The organism is Pseudomonas sp. P1_C12 (assembly GCF_056406435.1).
This window is the reverse complement of record NZ_JBFUAE010000003.1, coordinates 26,333-48,228: the sequence shown is the minus strand read 5'-3', so window position 1 is coordinate 48,228 and position 21,896 is coordinate 26,333. Positions and strand designations below refer to the sequence as shown.

The window sequence follows — 21,896 nt, the reverse complement described above, 5'->3', positions numbered from 1 at the left end:
ACCCGGCGACTGCCTTACACTGCGCGCCATGAAAACCATCCCCCATACGCAAATCGCGGAACCCGCGGTCACGTGCTCGACCTGTGCAGCCTGCTGCTGCCAGCTCGAAGTCATGCTGATCACCGATACGGGTGTGCCTGAACGGTTCATCGATACCGATGACTGGGGCGGGGAAGTCATGCTGCGCCTGGACGACGGATGGTGTGCCGCACTGGATCGCAACACGATGATGTGCACCATCTACGAAAAACGCCCGCTGATCTGCCGGGAATTCGAGATGGGCGCACCGGAGTGCATCGACGAACGCCAGGGGATTTCGACGGCGTATCGCTGAACAGGAAAACAACACAGCTCCTGTAGGAGCGAGCCTGCTCGCGATTGCGGACTGTCAGCCAACTAAGCTGGCAACTGACACACCGTCATCGCGAGCAGCCTCGCTCCTACAGGGGGATGCAATTACAACGGCAACGTGTAATGCAGCGAGTAGCTTTCTACACCGTCGTTGGAACTGGCGAGCCCGGCGTTGGAATAGTGCGTCGCACGGATCCCGACTTCATGGCCGCCGTTGAAGCGCAGGCCAAAACCGAACCGGTCTTCAAACTGGAAGGCACTGCCGATGTTGTTGTCTTCGAGTCGGGTATTGGAGAACACCGCCACGCCAATGCCTGCTTCAACGTAGGGCTTGACGTTCTGACCGGCAAATTCGTAAACGAACACCGGAGAGAACGACAGGCTGTTATTGCTCGAGGTCTTGTCGCCTTCCCAATAGGTGTAGGCGCCGCTCCAGTAACCGGTCACGCGACCGACGTCACTCTGCCACCAGCTCTGGTCCCAATCGAATTGCATGCCCAGTCGATACGTCATGGTCGAATCGCTGGTCTGACCAACCGCGAACTCCACACCAGCCGCCTGCGCGGTAAAGGTGTGCCCCATTAATGCGGCCGCAATCGCGGCCAAACAGAATAGTCGCTTCATTAGAAACTTCCCTTTCCGAACAATTTCGTATGGTTTTTTTTGTTGCTCAACCCTGCAAAGCTATGGAAATCGGCGATTTATCAGAAGTTCACCCCAATTTTTCGTTTGATTCCTTTGGACTTTCTTACCTGTTGAAGCTTCGCACAGTGCCAGCCGTATTCCACAGTATCGGCAAGATATTTCTGAAATGAACCGGATCGGCGCTGGTCCAGAACTGCGCTTCTCGGGCAGGCCCCTCGGCGAGCAGCTCGCCTTCGACCAAAAGCCGCTGGAGTTGCCGCGCGACGGCGGCACCGGTGTCGATCAGGCTGATGTCCTCGGGGATCATCTGCCGCAGCATCGGTTTGAGAAAAGGGTAATGAGTGCAGCCGAGAATCAGGGTGTCCGCGCCGGCAGCCAGCAGTGGTTCGACATACCCGGCCAACAGCTGACGCAGCTCGGAACTGCGCAGATCGCCGTTTTCAATCAGTTCAACCAGACCGGGACACGGCTGGGTGATCACTTTCACGTCCGTGGCGAAGCGGTCGAGCAATGCGGCGAACTTGGCACTCTGCAAGGTGCCGGTGGTGGCCAGCACCCCCACCACGCCGGAGCGGGTTGCGGCGGCGGCCGGTTTGACTGCCGGCTCCATGCCGACAATGGGCCATTCGGGATAGTCACGGCGCAAGTCGGCGACACCAGCCACCGTCGCCGTGTTGCAGGCCAGCACCAGGGCCTTGGCGCCCTGTTGCTGAAAGAAGTCGGCCATCACGCTGCAACGCTGCTGGATAAATTCCGGGGTTTTCTCGCCATAGGGAATATTCCCGCAGTCGGCGACGTACATCAGCGTCTCGTTGGGCAGCAAGCACTGGATCTCGGCTAGCACCGAGAGCCCGCCGACACCGGAGTCGAACACACCAATCGGCGCTTCACGCATGTTTCGACCCACAGACGCTGCAACCCGGATCGCGCTTGACCCGCAATTCACGGAAGCGCGTGCCCAAGGCATCGATCAACAGCAGGCGCCCCACCAGCGGCTCGCCGAATCCGGCCAGCAATTTCAGCGCTTCAAGCGCTTGCAGACTGCCGACCAGCCCCACCAGCGGACCGACCACGCCGGCTTCGCTGCAGGTCAGTTCGGCTTCGCTGCCGTGCCCGTATAGGCAGTGGTAGCACGGACTCTCCGGCCGACGCGGATCGAACACCGACAGTTGCCCTTCGAGGCGAATCGCCGCGCCGCTGACCAGCGGTTTGCCGGCGGTTACGCAAGCGGCGTTGACCGCTTCACGGGTGGAAAAATTGTCAGAACAATCGAGGACCAGATCCACCCCGGCCACCACGGCGGCCAGGGAGTCTTCGTCCAGCGCCGCACGATGAGCGATCAACTGGATCTCGGGATTGATCGCGCTCAGGCGCTTGATTGCCGAATCGACCTTGGACATGCCGACGCTGTCGGTGTCGTGAATGATCTGGCGCTGCAGGTTGGTCAGGTCGACCGTATCGAAGTCCGCCAGGTGCAATTCGCCAACACCAGCGGCTGCCAGATACAGCGCCACTGGCGCGCCAAGGCCGCCAAGACCGACAATCAATACGCGGCTTTCCTTGAGCCGCAATTGGCCGTCGATATCGATGTGTTGCAGCAGAATCTGCCGGCTGTAACGCAGCAACTCCTGATCATTCAGCACGGCAGGCGCCCCAGACTGATGCGTTGGTGACCGCCCAGATCGGTGCGGCTGTGGACTTCTTCAAATCCGCGGGTCAGCAGCAAATCGCGGACCGCCTCGGCCTGATCGTAGCCGTGTTCGAGCATCAGCCAACCGCCGGCGTCCAGATGGTCCGGCGCCTGGGCGACGATCAGGCGCAGATCCTCGAGCCCGTCGACACCGGCCACCAAAGCACTGGCCGGTTCAAAGCGCACATCGCCCTCAACCAGATGCGGATCGGCCGCTGCGATGTAGGGCGGATTGCTGATGATCAGTTGAAAACGCTGACCTTCCAGGGCACTGAACCAATGGCTGCTCAGCACGGTGGCGTTGCCCAGGTGCAGACGCTGGCGATTGCGTTCGGCCAGGGCCACGGCTTCCAGAATTCGGTCCACGGCAGTGACGCTCCAGGCCGGACGTTCGCTGGCCAGGGCCAGGGCAATCGCGCCGCTGCCGGTGCCGAGGTCGAGTACTTTAGCCGGTGTGGCCGGCAACAGTTCCAGCGCGGCCTCCACCAGCAGTTCGGTGTCCGGGCGCGGGATCAATGTGTGCGGTGCCACTTCCAGATCCAGCTTCCAGAAACCCTGCTGGCCGAGGATATAGGCCACCGGCTCACCGTTGCGGCGGCGCTGCAAATATTCGGCGAACGTCAGCGCCGCTTCGCTCGGCACGATGCGCTCCGGCCAGGTGTGCAGGAAACTGCGGGACTTGCCCAAGGCCGCCGCCAGCAGCAATTCGGCATCCAGACGCGCCGTGGGCGAGTCGGGCAAATCGGCGGCGCGCAACAAACTGGCAATGATCGTCATTTACTCACCTATCGCTGCCAGTTGATCGGCCTGGTATTCGGCCAGCAACGGCTCGATCACCGCCTCTACACCGCCGGCGAGGATCTCGTCGAGGGAATACAGGGTCAGGTTGACGCGGTGGTCGGTGACCCGGCCCTGGGCAAAGTTATAAGTGCGGATGCGCTCGGAGCGATCACCGGAACCAACCAGCAACTTGCGCTCACTGGCGATGGCGTTGGCCGCGGCGGAGGTCTGTTGATCGTTCAGCTTGGCCGACAACCAGGACATCGCCCGGGCGCGGTTCTTGTGCTGTGAACGTTCTTCCTGGCACTCGACCACGATGCCGGATGGCAAGTGCGTGATGCGGATCGCCGAGTCGGTCTTGTTGACGTGCTGGCCACCGGCGCCAGAGGAGCGATAGGTATCGACGCGCAGGTCGGCCGGGTTGATCTCGATGGCTTCCTGCTCGTCCGGCTCGGGCAACACCGCCACGGTGCAGGCCGACGTGTGGATGCGGCCCTGGGATTCGGTCGCCGGAACCCGCTGCACGCGGTGCGCGCCGGATTCGAATTTCAGCTTGCCATAGACGTTGTCGCCCTCGACCCGGGCAATCACCTCTTTATAGCCGCCGTGTTCACCCTCGTTTTCCGAGAGGATCTCCACTCGCCAGCCACGGCGCTCGGCGTAGCGCGAATACATGCGGAACAGGTCACCAGAGAAAATCGCTGCCTCGTCGCCGCCGGTGCCGGCACGGATTTCGAGAAACACGTTGCGCCCGTCGTTCGGGTCCTTGGGCAGCAGCATGCGCTGCAGGTCGGCTTCAAGCGTGACCAGGCGTTCCTTGGCCTCGCGGACTTCTTCCACGGCCATTTCACGCATGTCCGGGTCGCTGTCCTTGAGCAGTGCCTGGGCGCCTTCGAGGTCGTCCTGCACTTTCAGCAGTTCTTTATAGGTGCCTACGATCGGTTCGACTTCCGCGTACTCCTTGGAATAGGTGCGGAACTTGTTCTGATCGGAAATGACCTCGCCGTCGCCCAGCAGGGCAGTCAATTCCTCGAAACGGTCCTGGAGGATATCCAGCTTATTGAGCAGTGACGCTTTCATTGCGGTTTTTTATCCGAAAAGCTATCCGATGAGCCCTCACCGAGGGCAAAGAGTTCCTGGGCCATCGCCAACGCATCCAGGCGACCTTCGGCAGAAAGCTTTTTCAATTGCACGCTCGGTGCGTGCAACAGTTTGTTGGTCAGCCCGCGAGCCAGTTGCACCAGCACCTCTTCGGCACTGCTGCCATTGGCCAGCATGCGCTGGGCCTTTTGCAATTCTTCGTCGCGCAGGCGTTCGCTCTGTTGACGATAAGCCTTGAGCACGTCCACCGCCGCCAATTCACGCAGGCGGACCATGAAGTCTTCGGCACCGACCGAGACCATCTCTTCGGCGGCCTGGGCTGCGCCCTGACGGCTCTTGAGGTTCTCGGCAACCACCTCGTGGAGATCGTCGACGCTATAGAGGTAAACGTCGTCCAGCTCGCCGACTTCTGGCTCGATGTCGCGGGGAACGGCGATATCCACCATGAAAATGGGTTTGTGCTTGCGCAGTTTCAAGGCGCTTTCCACTGCACCCTTACCCAGAATCGGCAATTGGCTGGCAGTGGAACTGATGACGATATCGCTGCGCACCAGCTCTGCCGGAATATCCGACAGCAACACCGCATGGGCACCGAACTGTTCGGCCAGAATGCTCGCGCGCTCCAGGGTGCGGTTGGCGACCACGATGCGCTTTACACCCAGGTCATGCAGATGGCGGGCGACCAGGGTGATGGTCTCGCCGGCGCCGATCAACAAGGCCTGGCTGCGTTGCAGGTCGCTGAAAATCTGCTTGGCCAGGCTCACCGCGGCAAACGCCACCGACACCGGGTTCTCGCCGATGGCAGTGTCGGTGCGCACCTGCTTGGCCGCATTGAACGTGGCCTGGAACAGCCGCCCGAGCAACGGCCCGATGGTGCCGGCCTCGCGGGCCACGGCATAGGCCGACTTCATCTGGCCGAGAATCTGCGGTTCGCCCAACACCAGCGAGTCGAGCCCGGAAGCCACCCGCATCATGTGACGAACTGCCGCATCATCTTCATGCACATAGGCGCTTTCGCGCAGCTCGTCGTAGCTCAAATGATGATATTCGGCCAGCCAGCGCAGCACGACATCCGCCGACAGGTGATCCTGTTCTATATAGAGTTCACTGCGATTGCAGGTGGAGAGGATCGCAGCTTCGCGGCTGTCGGTGAGTCGGCAGAGCTGCTGCAAGGCCTCAACCAGCTGCTCAGGGGTAAAAGCCACGCGCTCGCGGACGTCTACTGAAGCAGTCTTGTGGTTAATACCGAGTGCAAGGAAGGCCATTCAAAGTCGCTGATGGTGACGTGAAGCCGGTAATTGTCCTACTTCGACGGAATCAGAACAACCACTCGATATCTATCGCTTCGGTAGATGGCGCCAACGTTGCGAGCGGTTCTCGTTTACACAATCCTTGTAGGAGCTGGCTTGCCAGCGAAAGCGGCAGCACAGGCGACCTGTCTGTCGACTGGACCATCGCCTTCGCCGGCAAGCCAGCTCCTACAGGGACCGTGTGCATGCGAAAATGCCAGGCCGGTTATGTTTGGCCGAAAGCTTGTGTCATGATGATCCGACCGCAGGTTAGTCGTCCTCTTCCTATATGAATAGATCTTCCGCGTTGCTCCTCGCTTTTGTCTTCCTCAGCGGCTGCCAGGCCTTGGCACCCGTTCCGTCGGACGGTACGTCGCCGGTTGAAGACAGCACCCCGGTCCCTGAAAAGCCCAAGGTCTACAGCTCATTCAGCGAGGACACCATCTTCAGCCTGTTGAGCGCCGAACTGGCTGGCCAGCGCAATCGTTTCGACATTGCCCTGGACAACTATGTGACCCAGGCCATCAATACCCAGGATCCGGGCATTTCCGAGCGGGCATTCCGTATCGCCGAATATCTGGGCGCCGATCAGGCAGCCTTGGACACCGCGCTGATCTGGGCCAAAAACGCCCCCAACGACCTCGAAGCGCAACGCGCCGCCGCCGTGCAACTGGCACGCGCCGGGCGTTATGACGACTCCATGGTCTATATGGAGAAAGTCCTGCAAGGCAAGGGTGACACGCATTTCGACTTCCTCGCGCTGTCCGCGGCCGACACCGACCAGGACACCCGCAACGGCTTGATGAAAAGCTTCGACCGTTTGTTGCAGCGTCATCCGGACAACAGCCAGCTGATTTTCGGCAAGGCGCTGCTGATGCAACAGGATGGCGATACCAAAGGCGCGCTGAAGCTGCTGGAAAACAATCCGCCGGACGACGGCGAAATTGCCCCGATTCTGCTGCGTGCACGCCTGTTGCAAACCCTGAATCGCGGTGACGAGGCCTTGCCGCTGCTGCAAAAAAGCATCAAGAAATACCCGGACGACAAGCGCCTGCGCCTGACTTATGCGCGGATGCTGGTTGAACAGAACCGTATGGACGACGCCAAGGCCGAGTTCTCGAGCCTGGTTCAGCAATACCCGGAGGACGACGAACTGCGTTACTCCCTGGCACTGGTCTGCCTGGAAGCCAAGGCCTGGAGTGAGGCCAAGGGTTACCTGGAAGACCTGATCGCCCGGGAAAGCCACGTCGACTCGGCGCACCTGAATCTCGGTCGCATCGCCGAAGAACAAAACGACCCGCAAGGCGCGCTGATCGAATACGCCAGGGTTGGCCCGGGCAGTGACTTCCTGCCGGCGCAATTGCGCCAGGCCGACATCCTGATGAACAACGGCAGGACTGCCGAAGCGCAAAGAAAGCTGGCGGCAGAGCGCGATGAGCAGCCCGATTATGCAATTCAGCTGTACTTGATCGAAGCCGAAACCTTGTCCGCCAACAACCAGGGCGACAAGGCCTGGAAAATTCTGCAACAAGCCTTGCAGCAATACCCGGACGACTTGAATCTGCTCTACACCCGAGCCATGCAAGCGGAAAAACGCAATGACCTGGCGCAGATGGAAAAAGACCTGCGCGCGATCATCAAGCGCGACCCGGACAATGCCATGGCGTTGAACGCCCTCGGCTACACCCTGTCTGACCGCACCACACGCTACGCCGAAGCCAAGGCCCTGATCGAACAGGCGCATCAGATCAGTCCGGAAGACCCGGCGGTACTCGACAGCCTTGGCTGGGTGAATTACCGCATGGGCAATCTCGACGAAGCCGAGCGCCTGCTGCGCCAAGCCCTGGATCGCTTCCCCGATCAGGAAGTCGCCGCTCACCTGGGCGAAGTCCTGTGGGCCAACGGCAAACAGCGCGAAGCCAAACAGGTCTGGGGCAAGTTCCTCAAGGAACAACCCGACAGCCCGACCCTGCGCGGCACCATCAAACGCCTGACCGGATCAGAGACTCTTTAAGATTATGTTTTTGCGCCATTTCATCGTTTTCAGTTTTATCGCCCTGCTCGCCGGTTGCGCGGGCCTGGGTCCCCGCGAATCAGTCGAGGGTCACGGCAACCCCACCCAATGGCGAGAGCACAAACAGCAGCTTGCGAGCCTCGATGGCTGGCAGATCGACGGCAAGATCGGCATTCGCGCACCGAAAGATTCGGGCAGCGGCACGCTTTTCTGGTTGCAGCGCCAGGATTACTACGACATTCGCCTGTCGGGACCACTGGGCCGCGGCGCAGCTCGCCTGACCGGACGTCCGGGCAAGGTGTCGCTGGAAGTCGCCAACCAGGGACGCTACGACGCACCGAATCCGGAAGTGCTGCTCGAAGAACAGTTGGGCTGGAAATTGCCGGTGTCCAACCTGGCCTGGTGGGTGCGCGGGCTCCCGGCTCCGGACAGCAAAAGCCGTCTGACGCTGGACGACAACAGTCGTTTGGCCAGTCTGGAACAGGACGGTTGGCAGGTCGAGTACACCGAATATACCCAACTGAACGGTTACTGGCTGCCCGAACGGATCAAACTGCATGGCACCGACCTGGATGTCACGCTGGTGATCAAGGCTTGGCAACCGCGCAAATTGGGGCAGTGAAATGCCAGACAATCGCCTGACACTGCCTTCGCCAGCCAAACTCAATTTGATGCTGCACATCCTGGGGCGCCGCGAAGACGGCTACCACGAACTGCAGACGATGTTTCAGTTTCTCGATTACGGCGACGAAATCACCTATGCCCTGCGCGATGACGGTGTCATCCGACTGCACACCGAATTCCCAGGCGTCCCCCACGACAGCAACCTGATCGTCAAGGCCGCGAAAAAACTTCAGGAGCAGTCCGCTTGCTCGCTGGGCGTCGATATCTGGATCGACAAGATCCTGCCCATGGGCGGTGGTATCGGTGGCGGCAGTTCGAATGCCGCAACGACTTTGCTCGGCCTCAATCACCTGTGGCAATTGGGCTGGGATGAAGATCACCTGGCTGGCCTGGGGTTGACGCTGGGCGCCGACGTCCCGGTTTTCGTACGTGGCCACGCGGCTTTTGCCGAGGGCGTGGGGGAGAAACTGACCCCTGTCGACCCGGAAGAACCGTGGTATCTCGTGCTGGTGCCGCAAGTCTCTGTAAGTACGGCAGAAATTTTTTCAGATCCGTTGTTGACACGTAACACTCCTCCCATTAAAGTGCGCCCCGTTCCCAAGGGAAACAGTCGTAATGACTGCTTGCCGGTGGTAACAAGGCGTTATCCAGAGGTACGTAACGCTTTGAATTTGTTAGGTAAATTTACCGAAGCAAAACTCACCGGAACTGGAAGTTGTGTGTTTGGGGGCTTCCCAAGCAAAGCTGAAGCTGATAAAGTCTCGGCCCTTCTTACAGAGACCCTTACAGGTTTTGTAGCAAAAGGAAGCAACGTTTCGATGTTGCACCGCAAGCTTCAAGGTCTGCTCTAAAGGAACCGATTACTGGGTAATCGTTGCAACAGATACAGGGGCGTCGCCAAGCGGTAAGGCAGCAGGTTTTGATCCTGCCATGCGTTGGTTCGAATCCAGCCGCCCCTGCCATTTTCCTATACTCATCCAGGTTACCCTCAGCCTTCAGGTACTGCGCGTGTCCAAGATGATGGTCTTTACGGGGAACGCTAACCCCGATCTGGCTCGGCGTGTCGTACGTCAGCTGCATATCCCTCTCGGTGACATCTCTGTCGGTAAATTCTCCGATGGCGAAATTACAGCCGAGATCAATGAAAACGTCCGCGGTAAAGACGTCTTCATTATTCAGCCGACTTGCGCTCCGACCAACGATAACCTGATGGAACTGGTAGTGATGGCTGATGCCTTCCGCCGCTCCTCGGCTACTCGTATCACTGCTGTTATTCCTTACTTTGGTTATGCCCGTCAGGATCGCCGTCCGCGTTCCGCACGTGTGGCTATCAGCGCGAAAGTCGTGGCTGACATGCTTACCGTAGTCGGCATCGACCGTGTTCTCACGGTTGATCTGCATGCTGACCAAATCCAGGGTTTCTTCGATATTCCGGTAGATAACATCTACGGCTCCCCGGTTCTGGTGGATGACATCGAAGATCAGCGCTTCGAAAACCTGATGATCGTGTCCCCGGACATTGGTGGCGTCGTGCGTGCACGTGCCGTTGCCAAATCCCTGGGCGTGGATCTCGGGATCATCGACAAACGCCGTGAGAAAGCCAATCACTCTGAAGTGATGCATATCATCGGTGATGTCGAAGGGCGTACCTGTATTCTGGTCGATGACATGGTCGATACCGCCGGCACCCTGTGCCACGCGGCCAAGGCCTTGAAAGAGCATGGCGCTGCCAAGGTTTTCGCCTACTGCACACACCCTGTGCTGTCCGGTCGGGCGATCGAAAACATCGAAAATTCCATGCTGGATGAACTGGTGGTGACTAACACCATCCCGTTGTCCGCTGCTGCACAAGCCTGCTCGCGTATCCGTCAACTGGATATCGCGCCGGTAGTTGCCGAGGCGGTTCGCCGCATCAGCAATGAAGAATCGATCAGCGCGATGTTCCGCTAAGGGCCCTGCCCTTCTCGAAATGTCTCGTTGACGAAAAGCGCCCCGCCCCGGCATTCCTGTCGGGGCGGGGCTTTTTTGCCCATATCGCCTTTAGCGCTGGTCGCAAACGCTGGGGCGAATGTGGTTATTTTGGAGATACAACATGAACGATTTTACCCTGAATGCTGAAGTGCGTTCCGACCTGGGGAAAGGTGCGAGCCGCCGCCTGCGTCGTCTCGCAAGCCTGGTTCCAGCTGTAGTTTACGGTGGCGAAAAAGCCCCTGAATCCATCAGCATGCTGGCCAAAGAAGTTGCCAAACTGCTCGAAAACGAAGCGGCTTACAGCCACATCATCGAGCTGAACGTTGGTGGCACCAAGCAGAACGTCGTGATCAAAGCCCTGCAGCGTCACCCGGCCAAAGGCCACGTGATGCACGCTGACTTCGTACGCGTAGTAGCTGGCCAGAAACTGACCGCTATCGTTCCAGTGCACTTCATCAACGAAGAAGCACCGACCAAGAAAGGCGGCGAAATCTCGCACGTTGTTGCCGAGATCGAAGTTTCCTGCCTGCCGAAAGATCTGCCTGAGTTCATCGAAGTCGACCTGGCTAACGCTGAAATCGGTTCGATCATTCACCTGTCGGACCTCAAGGCTCCTAAAGGCGTTGAGTTCGTGGCCCTGGCACACGGCGATGACAAGGCTGTTGCCAACGTCCACGCTCCACGTGTTGCTCCAGAAGCTGCAGAAGGCGCTGCAGAGTAATTTTACTCTGTACGCCGGAGTGACCGGAAACATCGCGGACTAGAGCATAGCGAGAAAGCGGGCGAGAACGCGGAGTTTACATCATGGTAAATGAGCAATTTTCGTCCACTTTCGCCGCTCTCCCTGATTGCGGCGATGTTATCCACCACTCCAATGAAGGGCCCCTATCGTGACTGCCATCAAACTGATCGTTGGCCTGGGAAATCCAGGCGCTGAATACGAACAGACCCGGCATAACGCAGGGGCCCTTTTTGTTGAGCGCATCGCGAACGCACAAGGCGTGAACCTTGTGGCGGACCGCAAATATTTTGGCCTGACCGGGCGCTATTCGCATCAGGGTCAGGATGTTCGTCTGCTGATTCCCACCACGTACATGAACCGCAGCGGCCAGGCCGTAGCGGCACTCGCCGGTTTCTTCCGCATCACGCCTGAAGAAATCCTCGTGGCGCACGACGAACTCGACCTGCCACCCGGCGTTGCCAAGCTCAAGCAGGGCGGCGGCCATGGCGGTCACAACGGGTTGCGCGACATCATTGCGCAACTGGGCAATCAGAATACCTTTCATCGCTTGCGGCTTGGCATTGGCCACCCGGGCGTTGCCAGTATGGTTTCAAATTTCGTCCTGGGTCGTGCGCCACGCGCTGAACAGGAAAAACTCGATGCCAGCATCGACTTTGCCCTCGGCGTGCTGCCGGATATCCTCGCCGGTGAATGGAACCGCGCGATGAAAAACCTGCACAGCCAGAAGGCCTGACTCTTATCCGAGGGGAAACACCATGGGATTCAATTGCGGCATCGTCGGCCTGCCTAACGTCGGCAAGTCCACCCTGTTCAACGCCCTGACCAAATCCGGGATCGCGGCCGAGAACTTCCCCTTCTGCACCATCGAGCCCAACAGCGGTATCGTGCCGATGCCGGATCCGCGCCTGGATGCCCTGGCAGCCATCGTCAATCCAAAGCGCATCCTGCCGACCACCATGGAGTTCGTCGACATCGCGGGCCTGGTCGCCGGTGCGTCGAAAGGCGAAGGCCTGGGCAACAAGTTTTTGGCCAACATCCGTGAAACCGATGCCATCGCCCACGTGGTCCGCTGCTTCGAAGACGAGAACGTGATTCACGTCTCCAACAGCGTCGACCCGAAACGCGACATCGAAATCATCGACCTGGAACTGATCTTCGCCGACCTCGACAGCTGCGAGAAGCAACTGCAGAAAGTCGCGCGCAACGCCAAGGGCGGTGACAAGGATGCAGTGGTCCAGAAAGGCCTGCTGGAGCAACTGATCGCTCACTTCACCGAAGGCAAGCCAGCGCGCACTCTGATGAAGAACATGGGCGCCGACGAAAAAGCGGTAATCAAGGGCTTCCACCTGCTGACCACCAAGCCGGTCATGTACATCGCCAACGTCGCAGAAGACGGTTTCGAGAACAACCCGCTGCTGGACATCGTCAAAGCCATCGCCGAAGAAGAAGGCGCTGTGGTTGTTCCGGTGTGCAACAAGATCGAAGCGGAAATCGCCGAACTCGATGACGGCGAAGAGAAAGACATGTTCCTCGAAGCCCTGGGCCTCGAAGAGCCTGGCCTGAACCGCGTGATCCGTGCCGGCTACGAAATGCTGCACCTGCAGACCTACTTCACCGCTGGTGTCGAAGAAGTCCGCGCCTGGACCGTCCGCGTCGGTGCCACCGCACCACAAGCCGCTGGCGTGATCCACACCGACTTCGAAAAAGGCTTCATCCGCGCCGAAGTGATCGCCTACAACGACTTCATCCAATACAAGGGCGAAGCCGGTACCAAGGAAGCCGGTAAATGGCGTCTGGAAGGCAAGGACTACATCGTCAAAGACGGCGACGTGATGCACTTCCGCTTCAACGTGTAAGCCATACGCTCACAAAAAAGCCGCGTTTGATACGCGGCTTTTTTGTGAGAAATTCAAAAGATCGCAGCCTTCGGCAGCTCCTACAGATGATCGGCGTAGGAGCTGCCGAAGGCTGCGATTTTTTAGCTCTATGCCCTTTTGGTACGCGGCAGGAAGATCGCCAACACCCCGAACAACGGCAGGAACGAACACAGGTAGTACACGTATTCGATACCGCGAATGTCCGCCAAATGCCCAAGCAGCGCCGCGCCAATCCCGCCGAAGCCGAACATCAAGCCGAAGAATACCCCGGCGATCATCCCGACATTGCCCGGCACCAATTCCTGGGCGTACACCACGATGGCCGAGAACGCCGAGGCGAGGATGAAGCCGATGACCACGCTGAGGATGCTGGTCCAGAACAGGTCGACATGGGGCAGCAGCAGTGTGAAAGGTGCAACACCGAGGATCGAGAACCAGATCACTGCCTTGCGCCCGATCCTGTCGCCAATCGGCCCGCCAAAGAATGTCCCCGCGGCTACTGCGCCGAGAAACAGGAACAGGTGCAGCTGCGAGCTGGCCACCGACAGGTCGAACTTCTCGATCAGGTAGAAGGTGAAGTAGCTGGTGAGGCTGGCCATGTAGAAATACTTGGAGAACACCAGCAATCCGAGCACGACCAACGCGCTGGTCACTCGGCCCTTGGACAGGCCGTGAGTCGCCGCCTGGCCTTGCTTGAGCTTGAACAGGTTCAAGTGGTTGGCGTACCAGCGGCTGATCCGGTAGAGCACGAACAGCGCAAACACCGCGAACAGGCCGAACCACGCCACGTGCCCTTGGCCATAGGGAATGATGATCGCCGCCGCCAGTAACGGGCCGAACGCCGAGCCTGCATTACCGCCGACCTGGAAGGTCGATTGCGCCAGCCCGAAGCGCCCGCCTGAAGCCAGGCGCGCCACGCGGGACGCTTCCGGGTGGAAGGTCGATGAACCGATGCCGATCAAGCCTGCCGCCAGCAGAATCAACGGAAAGCTGCCGACCACCGACATCATCAGAATCCCGACCAGGGTGCAGACCGTCCCCGCCGGCAACAACCACGGCTTGGGATGGCGGTCGGTGTAGTAACCGACCCACGGCTGCAGCAGCGAGGCCGTCAACTGGAACGTCAGGGTGATCAGGCCGACCTGGGTGAAGGTCAGGCCATAGTTGGCCTTGAGCATCGGGTAGATCGACGGCAGCACCGACTGGATCAGGTCGTTGATCAAATGCGCCAGCGCTACCGCGCCGATGATGCGCATCACCAGGGGACTGCTTTGGGGCGTAGTGGACGCCGGCACTGAGCCGGACTGGGCGTTGCTGATAGCCATGGGGGTTTCCGTACAACAGGTGGGTACAAACAGGCAGATGCATCAATGTGCCATTTTTCAGTGCAGCAACGCCATCCCCTTAGCCTGCTAACGACCTCGTTTTTCATCGCCACAACCTTGATGGCGCAAAGCCATGGTCTGAATCTTGCCTTCCTTGTCTGCTTGAACGCGGCCTCCTTACAAAGGAGACCAAGAATGGGAAGTTTCGCCACAGAGTCGGCCTACAGAGCGGACAAGGGTGAACTTTCGAGGCCTTTTAAGAGGGCACGAGTCGGGGGCAACAACCTCCGGCGCACGCCAATGGTGCGTGGTGTCCAGAGGAGTCATGGGGCATGCAGGCTTTTTTATCACCGGGGATCGGGCTGCTGGGGCGCTTCGGCTTCGCACGCAAATTCCAGCTGTTGTTTCTGCTGTTTATCCTGCCGCTGGCCGGCAGCCTGTGGATGATCGGCCAGGACTATCGCGACAAACTCAGCCTGATCTCCGGCGAACGCGCCGGGGTGCGGCAACTGCTGGCGCTTGATGCGCTGGATGACCTGCTCGGCGCCCAGCGTGATCGTGCCGCCCGGTGGCGCGCCACGGAAACCAATCGCCAGCCAACGCCCGCCACCCTCGCCGCGATGGCCGCCTTCGATGCGGTTCAGCCCGCCGTCAGCCAGGCCACTGCCGAGTTGGGCAACGCCCTGCAAAAAGAAAACGCCGAGGGCGAAACCCTGTTGCGTTATCAGGCCCTGCAAACCGCCCTCGATGGCCTCGACTCAAAAAGCCTGAGCAACGTTGGCTGGTGGCCCGATGGCTATGATCGCTTCACCAACGCCTTGAGCGCCCTGCAAGCCTTGCGCGAACAGATCGCCATGGACAATCGCCTGACGCTGGCACCGTGGCTGGAGACTTATTTGCTGACGCAGATTTCCACCCAGCATGCGCCGGACCTGATCGAACGGGTCGGTCGTCTGGCGGCGGTGGGTCAGGCCTCGGTGGTGTCAGGGCAGTTCACCCTGCAAAGCCGTCTGCAACTGCGCGACTTGCGCAGCCGCATCGGCGATGCGCGAGAGCAGTTGGTGAAAACCGCGGGCCTGCTCGAAGCGCGCCTGCCCAGCGCTCTGCAAACCTGGACCGGGCAATATCACGACAGCCTCAAGCACCTGGACGCAGGCCTGAAGGTGCTGGATGACGGCGTGTTCGGCGGCAGCATCAACCTGAAGCCGGATGACTTCGAACGCACTCTGGATGCCCTGCTCTCCGATCTAGCCTCGTTGCGCCAACAATCGCTGGTGTCGCTGGATCAACGCCTGGATTACTACCACGACTCGGCAATCCGCCAGTTCATTGTGGTGGCCGCGGTGCTGGGCTGCCTGCTGTTGGCCGCGCTGTATCTGTTCATCTGCTTGCAGGCCTCGATCCGTCGCAGCGCCCGCGGCATCACGGTGCTGGCCGAGGCCTTGCGCGACGGCAATCTGAGTCTGCAAGTACCGGTTCGGGGACGGGACGAACTGGCGGCCATCAGCACCGCGCTGAACGTCGCCGTGGTTCAACTGCGCACCAGCCTGCAAGGGGTGGATCACGAAACCCTGCAATTGAGTCACGCGGTGCAAACCCTCAATCATCATTCCAGCGACGCCTTGGGCGAAGTCGAAGCCCAGCAGTTGCAGATCAGCCAGATTGCCGCTGCGGCGACGCAACTGGCCGCCACCTCACAAGGGGTGGCCCACAGTTGCGAACAGGCGTCCGGCAGCGCCCAGCACACCCGGCGCATTGCCGCCGACAGCAGCCGCGACAGCCAGCGCACCACCGCGAGCATCCAGCAACTCAATCAACGCCTGAACGACACTGCCGCGGCGCTGGGCCGGGTCAGTGAACAAGGGCAGCAGATTCAACTGGTGGTCGACACCATTCGCGGCGTTGCCGAGCAGACCAATCTGTTGGCCCTCAACGCCGCCATCGAGGCGGCGCGGGCGGGCGAGCAAGGGCGCGGCTTTGCGGTGGTGGCCGATGAGGTGCGCAGCCTGTCGCAACGCACACAATCGTCGACCGCACAGATTGCCGGCACGGTCGACAGCCTGCGCAACACCGTGAATGAGGCGGTCAGCCTGATGCAAGCCGCGTGCAGTCAGGCAGAGAGCGATGCACAAGCGGTCACCGGCCTCGGTGAACGGCTCGGGGAAATCGCCAGTGCGGTGCAGAGCGTCACCGATACCCTGGCGCAAATCGCCACGGCGGTGGAAGAACAGGCCAGTACCGCCGACGAGGTCAGCGGCAATATCCAGCAGGTCGATCAAGCGGCGGTGCGTTTGCTCGAAGGTGCCCGCGCGGTGAATCAGGCCGCGGACACCCTGAGCCACGGCAGCAAGGCCTTAAGTGACAATACCGGGCGCTTCCGCTTGAGTTGAGTCCGCCAGGACTTCTCAGGCGCGGATCACCGCCTCCGGGAAGTCCTGCTCCAGTTCGCTCTTGAGCCAGTCGATAAACCACGCCACGTCCGCCGAGAGCTCGGCGGACGGCGTCAGCACCCGATAACTTTCCAGCTTCACTTGCGCGTCCACCACCCGCACTAGCTTGCCGCTATGGAGTTCTTCGCGCACCAGCACTTCGTTGGCCAGCGCAATGCCCTGCCCGCTCTCGGCCACCGACAGCGCGTGGTCATTGTTGACGTAGAGCATGTCCGAATTGAGGTGGATGTCGAGGTCGTTGGCGGCGAACCACAGGTTCCACCACTCGCCGTCATCGACGTGGATCAGATTGTGTTTTACCAGGTCCCCGGGGCTGTCGATGGGCTCGACGCTGGCCAGATAATCGGGGGAACAGATTGGAAACACCCGAGGACAAATCAGGCTGGTGCGGGAGTGGGCATATTGGCCGTCCAATCCGTAGACGATGCCCAAGTCAGCACTTTTGCCATCCACTTCGGTGAAGGTCGAATTGGGTTCGATGGCGAACTTCAAGCCCGGGCGCAGATGACGCATGGCCTCGATGCGCGGCATCAGCCAGCGCTTGGCGAACCCCGGCACCACCATGATGCGCAGCCAGCGCTCGGCGTGTTTGGGCTGCGCCTCTTTTCCGGCCTCGATGATCAGCTGCAAGGCGGCGGTGATCTTGCGGTGGTACTTCTCCCCCGCCGTCGTCAGGTTGACCCCGCGAGAGGTGCGCTCGAACAGTTGGATGCCCAGCCAGTCTTCCAGCAACTTCACGTGACGGCCGATGGCCGGCTGGGTCACGTGCAGGGCCTTGGAGGCTTCGACATAGCTGCCCAACCGGGCCGCGGCATCAAAGGCACGCACCGCGTTGAGTGGCGGCAAACGGTGGTCAGGCATGGTTTCCGGGCGCCTTCTGCTGTTAAATTTTTTAACAGCCCCTATGTTAAAATTGAAGTTTCGCCCCCGCAACCCCTCGCTGATAATCGATCCACAGCAGAACAAAAAAACAGCTGGTTACAACACCCGAACGCAATCTCGATCCTGCCCAGAAAAATAATATCCATGGCCCGAAGGCACAGCTGTTTTCAGCACGTGCGCAGGCGATGGGGGAATCGGAGGTAACGCATGAATGCCCTGCATTCGCTGCAAACGCTGGCGGTGTCCATCCGCTCAGTGCGCAAAGTCTACGGTGATCCAAAGACTGGCCCGGTGGCGCTGAAAAGCATCGACCTGGACATTCGCGACAACGAGTTCTTTACCCTTCTCGGCCCTTCGGGCTGCGGCAAAACCACGCTCCTGCGGATGATCGCCGGGTTCGAATTCCCGACTGAAGGCGAGATTCTGCTCTACGGCGAAAACATCGCCGACCGCCCACCCTTCCAGCGCCCGGTCAACACGGTGTTCCAGCATTACGCGTTGTTCCCGCACATGACCATCGCCGAGAACCTGGCCTTTGGTCTTGAGTCCCACCCGATGGGCAAAGTCCTGAACAAAACGCAAATGGCCGAACGAGTGCGCGAGATGCTCGCCCTGGTGCAGATGGAGCGCTTTGCCAACCGCAAGCCGGCGCAACTGTCCGGCGGTCAGCAACAGCGCGTGGCCCTCGCTCGTGCATTGGCGCCGCATCCCAAAGTCTTGCTGCTCGACGAACCACTCTCGGCGCTGGACCTCAAGCTGCGCCAGGCCATGCGCGAAGAGCTGAAAACCATTCAGGCTCGCACCGGCATCACCTTCATCTTTGTCACCCACGACCAGGAAGAAGCCCTGACCATGTCCGACCGCATTGCCGTGTTGTCCGAAGGCGAGGTGCAGCAGGTCGGCCGTCCGGAAGACATCTACGAACGCCCGCGCAATCGCTTCGTGGCGGACTTCATCGGTGAAACCAACTTCATCGAAGGCACGGTCACCCGCGTCGAAGACGGCCTGACCTGGTTCTCCGGCCCCGCCGGACATCCGCTGCCTGCACAGCCGTGCAGCGATGTGCGAGTCGGCGCCAACGTCGCATTGTCCGTGCGCCCCGAGCGTTTGCATCTGGTGCCGGGCAATACCGAATGTGCCTTGCCGTGCCGGATCGAAGCGCAGATCTACCTAGGCACCGACCTGCAATACCAGGTCAGCCTGAGCGACGGCTCACGCCTCACCGTGCGCACCCCCAACTGCGTCGACCAGAGCAAACGCTTCGCCGTCGGCAGCCAGGCCGGTCTGTTGTTCGACCAGGGCAGCGCCAGCGTCCTGCACGATTGAGCACGAGGAATTGCCATGCACGCTTTACCGATTGCCAACCCCCTGGAACGTCGGCGGGCCTTCCAGAGCTTTCTCGGTGTCAGCCCCGCGCTGATCGCCATCGGCCTGTTTCTGATCGTGCCGATCCTGATCGTCATCGGCTATTCGCTGATGGAGGCCAACCCCTACGGCGGGGTGAACAAGGTATTCAGCAGTGACGCCTACACCTCGCTGTTGTTCGAGCGGCAACTGGATGACAGCCTGGCCTTCGCCGACTCCTATCTGATCATTGCCCTGCGCTCGATAGGTATCGCCGGGCTGACCACGCTCATCACCCTGTTGATCGGTTTTCCGGTGGCGGTATGGCTGGCCATGCAACCAGCTCATCGTCGCGGCCTGCTGATCTTCCTGATCACCGTGCCGTTCTGGGCCAACCTGTTGATCCGCACCTATGCGTGGATTCTGCTGCTGCGCAACACCGGGGTGATCAACAACAGCCTGATGGGCCTCGGGGTCATCGACCAGCCGCTGCAACTGCTCTACACCGACGGCGCGGTGCTGCTGGGGCTGGTTTATACCTACGCGCCCTTCGTGGTGCTGCCGATCTACGCCACCCTGGAAAAAATGGACATCCGCCTGCTCGAGGCCGCTCAGGACCTCTACGCCGGACGCGTTCGAACCTTGCGCAAGGTGGTGTTACCGATCGCCAAACCAGGAATTCTCGCTGGCGCCATCCTCACCTTCGTGCCTTGCCTGGGCGCGATGATCGCCCCGGAACTGCTCGGCGGCGGCACGCGGATGATGCTCGGCAACCTGATCTTCCGCCAGTTCAGCGATGCGCGTAACTGGCCATTCGGCGCGGCGCTTTCGCTGGTGTTGATGGCGGCGGTGATGTTGGTACTGACGGTTTATGCCTTGCGTGCCGAGCGCCAGCGCATCGCCAAAGGAGGTGCGTGATGATCGGCCTGTTCAAACGCAATACGCTGGGCGTGCAGGACTTCCCCGGCTTCGGCGGCTTCAGTTTCCTGTTCTACCTGTACCTCTACGCACCGATCGTGGTGCTGGTGGTGTTCTCGTTCAACGCCAACCAATCGGCCACGGTGTGGACCGGTTTCAGCATCGACTGGTATCGCGCGGCCTTCGCCAACCAGGCCCTGCGCCAGGCGGCCGGCAACAGCCTGTTGATCGCGGTCTGCGCCAGCATGGTCGCCACGGCCATCGCCACCCTCGCCGCCCTCGGCACCTCACGGGGTGCGAAGTTCAAGGGCCTGCAACTGTCCATGGGCGCGATCATGTTGCCCCTGGTGCTGCCGGAAATCGTGGTCGGCGTCGCCACCCTCGCGCTGTTTTCCACCATCGGCCTGTCCCTGGGCTACGGCAACCTGATCATCGCGCACACGGTGTTCTGTATCCCGTTCGCCTTTCTGCCAATACGGGCACGCCTGAACGACATGGACCTGTCCCTGGAACAGGCCTCGGCCGACCTGTATGCCGGCCCATGGCGGACCTTCCGCAAGGTCACTCTGCCGCTGCTGATGCCGGGGATTTTCTCCGGGCTGATGCTGGCCTTCATCGTGTCGCTGGATAACTTCGTGATCTCGATGATGGTCTCCCAGGCCGGCACCACCACCTTGCCGATCTTCATCTTCGGCCTGTTGCGCATGGGCGTGACACCGGACGTCAACGCCGTCTCGACCCTGATCCTGGGCGTCTCGGTGCTGTTCGTCACGCTCTCTTATCTGCTGGGCAAAAAGAAATCCTGAACCTTCTACGCACTGTGGGGAAATAGCATGAGCAAGTTGATTGCAAGCATCGGCACTTCGTTGTTCCTGACTTTACCGCTGACCATGGCCGGCAGCGTTCAGGCCGCGGAAAAGCTCAACGTGGTGAGCTGGAGCGGTTACTTTTCGCCGGAGATTCTCGCCAGATTCCAGAAGCAGACCGGCATCGAAGTCACCGTCGATTCCTACGATTCCAACGAAACCCTGCTGGCCAAATTGAAACAGGGCGGTGCCGGTTATGACGTGGCGATCCCCTCGCACCAGTTCGTGCCGATCCTGATCAAGGAAAAACTGCTGGAGCGTTTCGACCCGGTCAACGAGCCTTACTACGCCAGCGTCGTCGACAACCTGAAAAAACCCACCTGGGACCCGGAAGGCGCCTACTCTGTGCCGTTCATCTGGGGCACCACCAGCGTGGTGCTCAACACCGAGCGCTACAAGGGCCCCACCGACAGCCTCAAGGCGCTTTACGAGCCGCCGGCCGAACTGCAAGGGCGGATCAACATGTTCGACTCGGTCAGCGACGTGGTGGACATGGCCAGCCTGTACCTGAACATCCCGCTGTGCAGCGAAGATCCGAAGCAGATGCAGCAAATCCTGACCCTGCTCAAGGCGCAGAAACCCTTCGTCAAGACCTACAGTTCCAAGGCCGGCTCGATCCGCGAAAACCTCGCCTCGGGTGAAATCGACATGTCGACCTTCTGGGGCGGCTCGTCGATGCGCGCCCGGGAGATGAAACCGAGCCTGAAGTATCTCTACCCGAAAGAAGGTGTGCTGGCCTGGGTCGACAACATGGTCATCCCGACCGGCAGCAAGAACCCGGCGAACGCCAAGGCCTTCATCGCGTTCCTCAGCCAGCCTGAAAACGCGGCGATGACCCAGAACTTCCTCAAGCACCAGAGCCCGATCAAGGGTGTGGAACCCTTCCTCGATGCGGGCCTGAAGGACGCGCCGGAGCTGCACATTCCCGAAGGCACCAACGTGGTGTTCAGCAAGACCTGCGGCGAAGGCGCGATCCGCCTGGCCGACCGTCTCTGGACCAACCTGATGCGTTGATCTCTACCGCCCC

The 21,896-nt window shown here is 60.2% G+C and carries 21 protein-coding genes and 1 tRNA gene; 14 read left to right on the top strand and 8 right to left on the bottom strand.

Features of this window, described 5'->3' with window-relative positions; genetic code table 11:
- Nucleotides 1-28 precede the first annotated feature (28 nt).
- Nucleotides 29-334: a YkgJ family cysteine cluster protein gene (locus AC1D19_RS05600; protein WP_007981864.1), complete on the top strand. Its 306-nt coding sequence runs from the start codon at nt 29-31 to the stop codon at nt 332-334.
- 122 nt (nt 335-456) lie between these two features.
- Here the strand turns inward: AC1D19_RS05600 and AC1D19_RS05595 are convergent, their stop codons facing one another.
- From AC1D19_RS05595 to hemA, 6 genes are all read right to left on the bottom strand, one after another.
- On the bottom strand, nt 457-975 hold the full coding sequence (locus AC1D19_RS05595; RefSeq protein ID WP_223454734.1) for an acyloxyacyl hydrolase: 519 nt from the start codon (nt 973-975) through the stop codon (nt 457-459).
- A 124-nt stretch (nt 976-1,099) separates the two neighbouring features.
- On the bottom strand, nt 1,100-1,891 hold the full coding sequence (gene murI / locus AC1D19_RS05590) for a glutamate racemase (protein ID WP_477762637.1): 792 nt from the start codon (nt 1,889-1,891) through the stop codon (nt 1,100-1,102).
- Entirely contained in the window at nt 1,884-2,639 is a 756-nt protein-coding gene (locus AC1D19_RS05585) for a molybdopterin-synthase adenylyltransferase MoeB (RefSeq protein WP_477754147.1), read from the bottom strand. The genes murI and AC1D19_RS05585 overlap by 8 nt, the downstream gene beginning before the upstream one ends.
- On the bottom strand, nt 2,633-3,463 hold the full coding sequence (gene prmC / locus AC1D19_RS05580; RefSeq protein ID WP_477754148.1) for a peptide chain release factor N(5)-glutamine methyltransferase: 831 nt from the start codon (nt 3,461-3,463) through the stop codon (nt 2,633-2,635). The genes AC1D19_RS05585 and prmC overlap by 7 nt, the downstream gene beginning before the upstream one ends.
- Nucleotides 3,464-4,546: a peptide chain release factor 1 gene (gene prfA / locus AC1D19_RS05575; protein ID WP_477762636.1), complete on the bottom strand. Its 1,083-nt coding sequence runs from the start codon at nt 4,544-4,546 to the stop codon at nt 3,464-3,466.
- Nucleotides 4,543-5,832 carry a glutamyl-tRNA reductase gene (gene hemA / locus AC1D19_RS05570; RefSeq protein ID WP_007973881.1) on the bottom strand — a complete coding sequence of 430 codons (1,290 nt, stop codon included), beginning with the start codon at nt 5,830-5,832 and terminating at the stop codon, nt 4,543-4,545. The genes prfA and hemA overlap by 4 nt, the downstream gene beginning before the upstream one ends.
- A gap of 313 nt (nt 5,833-6,145) precedes the next feature.
- Between hemA and AC1D19_RS05565 the strand changes: the two genes are divergently transcribed.
- From AC1D19_RS05565 to ychF, 8 genes are all read left to right on the top strand, one after another.
- A complete protein-coding gene (locus AC1D19_RS05565; protein WP_477762635.1) occupies nt 6,146-7,870 on the top strand; it encodes a tetratricopeptide repeat protein in 1,725 nt (574 codons plus the stop codon).
- A 4-nt stretch (nt 7,871-7,874) separates the two neighbouring features.
- Complete coding sequence (gene lolB, locus AC1D19_RS05560; RefSeq protein ID WP_477762634.1) at nt 7,875-8,492, top strand: lipoprotein insertase outer membrane protein LolB; 618 nt, start codon at nt 7,875-7,877, stop codon at nt 8,490-8,492.
- Between the two features lies 1 nt (nt 8,493).
- Nucleotides 8,494-9,345 carry a 4-(cytidine 5'-diphospho)-2-C-methyl-D-erythritol kinase gene (ispE, locus tag AC1D19_RS05555; RefSeq protein ID WP_477762633.1) on the top strand — a complete coding sequence of 284 codons (852 nt, stop codon included), beginning with the start codon at nt 8,494-8,496 and terminating at the stop codon, nt 9,343-9,345.
- Nucleotides 9,346-9,381: 36 nt separating this feature from the next.
- Nucleotides 9,382-9,456 (top strand) — tRNA-Gln (locus AC1D19_RS05550).
- Between the two features lie 46 nt (nt 9,457-9,502).
- Nucleotides 9,503-10,444, top strand: a complete 942-nt coding sequence (locus AC1D19_RS05545) for a ribose-phosphate pyrophosphokinase (RefSeq protein WP_003208392.1) — start codon at nt 9,503-9,505, stop codon at nt 10,442-10,444.
- 142 nt (nt 10,445-10,586) lie between these two features.
- Nucleotides 10,587-11,186: a 50S ribosomal protein L25/general stress protein Ctc gene (locus AC1D19_RS05540; RefSeq protein ID WP_008046051.1), complete on the top strand. Its 600-nt coding sequence runs from the start codon at nt 10,587-10,589 to the stop codon at nt 11,184-11,186.
- 169 nt (nt 11,187-11,355) lie between these two features.
- Nucleotides 11,356-11,940, top strand: a complete 585-nt coding sequence (pth, locus tag AC1D19_RS05535; protein WP_008153430.1) for an aminoacyl-tRNA hydrolase — start codon at nt 11,356-11,358, stop codon at nt 11,938-11,940.
- A gap of 22 nt (nt 11,941-11,962) precedes the next feature.
- Entirely contained in the window at nt 11,963-13,063 is a 1,101-nt protein-coding gene (gene ychF / locus AC1D19_RS05530) for a redox-regulated ATPase YchF (protein ID WP_218426638.1), read from the top strand.
- Nucleotides 13,064-13,191: 128 nt separating this feature from the next.
- Here ychF and AC1D19_RS05525 read toward each other — a convergent pair whose 3' ends face one another.
- Nucleotides 13,192-14,409 carry an MFS transporter gene (locus tag AC1D19_RS05525; RefSeq protein ID WP_477762632.1) on the bottom strand — a complete coding sequence of 406 codons (1,218 nt, stop codon included), beginning with the start codon at nt 14,407-14,409 and terminating at the stop codon, nt 13,192-13,194.
- A gap of 332 nt (nt 14,410-14,741) precedes the next feature.
- Between AC1D19_RS05525 and AC1D19_RS05520 the strand changes: the two genes are divergently transcribed.
- Nucleotides 14,742-16,799 (top strand): methyl-accepting chemotaxis protein, encoded by a 2,058-nt coding sequence (locus tag AC1D19_RS05520; RefSeq protein WP_477762631.1) that lies wholly within the window; start codon nt 14,742-14,744, stop codon nt 16,797-16,799.
- Nucleotides 16,800-16,814: 15 nt separating this feature from the next.
- Here the strand turns inward: AC1D19_RS05520 and AC1D19_RS05515 are convergent, their stop codons facing one another.
- Nucleotides 16,815-17,720: a LysR substrate-binding domain-containing protein gene (locus AC1D19_RS05515; protein ID WP_477762630.1), complete on the bottom strand. Its 906-nt coding sequence runs from the start codon at nt 17,718-17,720 to the stop codon at nt 16,815-16,817.
- A gap of 228 nt (nt 17,721-17,948) precedes the next feature.
- Here AC1D19_RS05515 and AC1D19_RS05510 point away from each other — a divergent pair, with 228 nt between their 5' ends.
- From AC1D19_RS05510 to AC1D19_RS05495, 4 genes are read left to right on the top strand one after another with little or no spacing between them, the layout of a single operon-like run.
- Complete coding sequence (locus AC1D19_RS05510; protein ID WP_477762629.1) at nt 17,949-19,067, top strand: ABC transporter ATP-binding protein; 1,119 nt, start codon at nt 17,949-17,951, stop codon at nt 19,065-19,067.
- Between the two features lie 15 nt (nt 19,068-19,082).
- Nucleotides 19,083-20,003 carry an ABC transporter permease gene (locus AC1D19_RS05505; protein WP_477762628.1) on the top strand — a complete coding sequence of 307 codons (921 nt, stop codon included), beginning with the start codon at nt 19,083-19,085 and terminating at the stop codon, nt 20,001-20,003.
- A complete protein-coding gene (locus AC1D19_RS05500; protein ID WP_477762627.1) occupies nt 20,003-20,809 on the top strand; it encodes an ABC transporter permease in 807 nt (268 codons plus the stop codon). The genes AC1D19_RS05505 and AC1D19_RS05500 overlap by 1 nt, the downstream gene beginning before the upstream one ends.
- Before the next feature lie 27 nt (nt 20,810-20,836).
- Nucleotides 20,837-21,883, top strand: coding sequence for an ABC transporter substrate-binding protein (locus AC1D19_RS05495; protein WP_477762626.1), 1,047 nt, complete (start codon nt 20,837-20,839; stop codon nt 21,881-21,883).
- The last annotated feature ends 13 nt before the right edge of the window (nt 21,884-21,896 follow it).

Excerpts from the sequence above, each read along its gene's own strand:
- AC1D19_RS05515 (WP_477762630.1), bottom strand. The coding sequence starts at position 17,720 with ATGCCTGACCACCGTTTGCCGCCACTCAACGCGGTGCGTGCCTTTGAT.
- AC1D19_RS05600 (WP_007981864.1), top strand. The coding sequence starts at position 29 with ATGAAAACCATCCCCCATACGCAAATCGCGGAACCCGCGGTCACGTGC.
- lolB (WP_477762634.1), top strand. The coding sequence starts at position 7,875 with ATGTTTTTGCGCCATTTCATCGTTTTCAGTTTTATCGCCCTGCTCGCC.
- ychF (WP_218426638.1), top strand. The coding sequence starts at position 11,963 with ATGGGATTCAATTGCGGCATCGTCGGCCTGCCTAACGTCGGCAAGTCC.
- AC1D19_RS05525 (WP_477762632.1), bottom strand. The coding sequence starts at position 14,409 with ATGGCTATCAGCAACGCCCAGTCCGGCTCAGTGCCGGCGTCCACTACG.
- AC1D19_RS05565 (WP_477762635.1), top strand. The coding sequence starts at position 6,146 with ATGAATAGATCTTCCGCGTTGCTCCTCGCTTTTGTCTTCCTCAGCGGC.
- AC1D19_RS05540 (WP_008046051.1), top strand. The coding sequence starts at position 10,587 with ATGAACGATTTTACCCTGAATGCTGAAGTGCGTTCCGACCTGGGGAAA.
- ispE (WP_477762633.1), top strand. The coding sequence starts at position 8,494 with ATGCCAGACAATCGCCTGACACTGCCTTCGCCAGCCAAACTCAATTTG.
- AC1D19_RS05505 (WP_477762628.1), top strand. The coding sequence starts at position 19,083 with ATGCACGCTTTACCGATTGCCAACCCCCTGGAACGTCGGCGGGCCTTC.
- AC1D19_RS05510 (WP_477762629.1), top strand. The coding sequence starts at position 17,949 with ATGAATGCCCTGCATTCGCTGCAAACGCTGGCGGTGTCCATCCGCTCA.
- prfA (WP_477762636.1), bottom strand. The coding sequence starts at position 4,546 with ATGAAAGCGTCACTGCTCAATAAGCTGGATATCCTCCAGGACCGTTTC.
- hemA (WP_007973881.1), bottom strand. The coding sequence starts at position 5,832 with ATGGCCTTCCTTGCACTCGGTATTAACCACAAGACTGCTTCAGTAGAC.
- AC1D19_RS05595 (WP_223454734.1), bottom strand. The coding sequence starts at position 975 with ATGAAGCGACTATTCTGTTTGGCCGCGATTGCGGCCGCATTAATGGGG.
- AC1D19_RS05500 (WP_477762627.1), top strand. The coding sequence starts at position 20,003 with ATGATCGGCCTGTTCAAACGCAATACGCTGGGCGTGCAGGACTTCCCC.
- prmC (WP_477754148.1), bottom strand. The coding sequence starts at position 3,463 with ATGACGATCATTGCCAGTTTGTTGCGCGCCGCCGATTTGCCCGACTCG.
- murI (WP_477762637.1), bottom strand. The coding sequence starts at position 1,891 with ATGCGTGAAGCGCCGATTGGTGTGTTCGACTCCGGTGTCGGCGGGCTC.
- AC1D19_RS05520 (WP_477762631.1), top strand. The coding sequence starts at position 14,742 with ATGCAGGCTTTTTTATCACCGGGGATCGGGCTGCTGGGGCGCTTCGGC.
- AC1D19_RS05495 (WP_477762626.1), top strand. The coding sequence starts at position 20,837 with ATGAGCAAGTTGATTGCAAGCATCGGCACTTCGTTGTTCCTGACTTTA.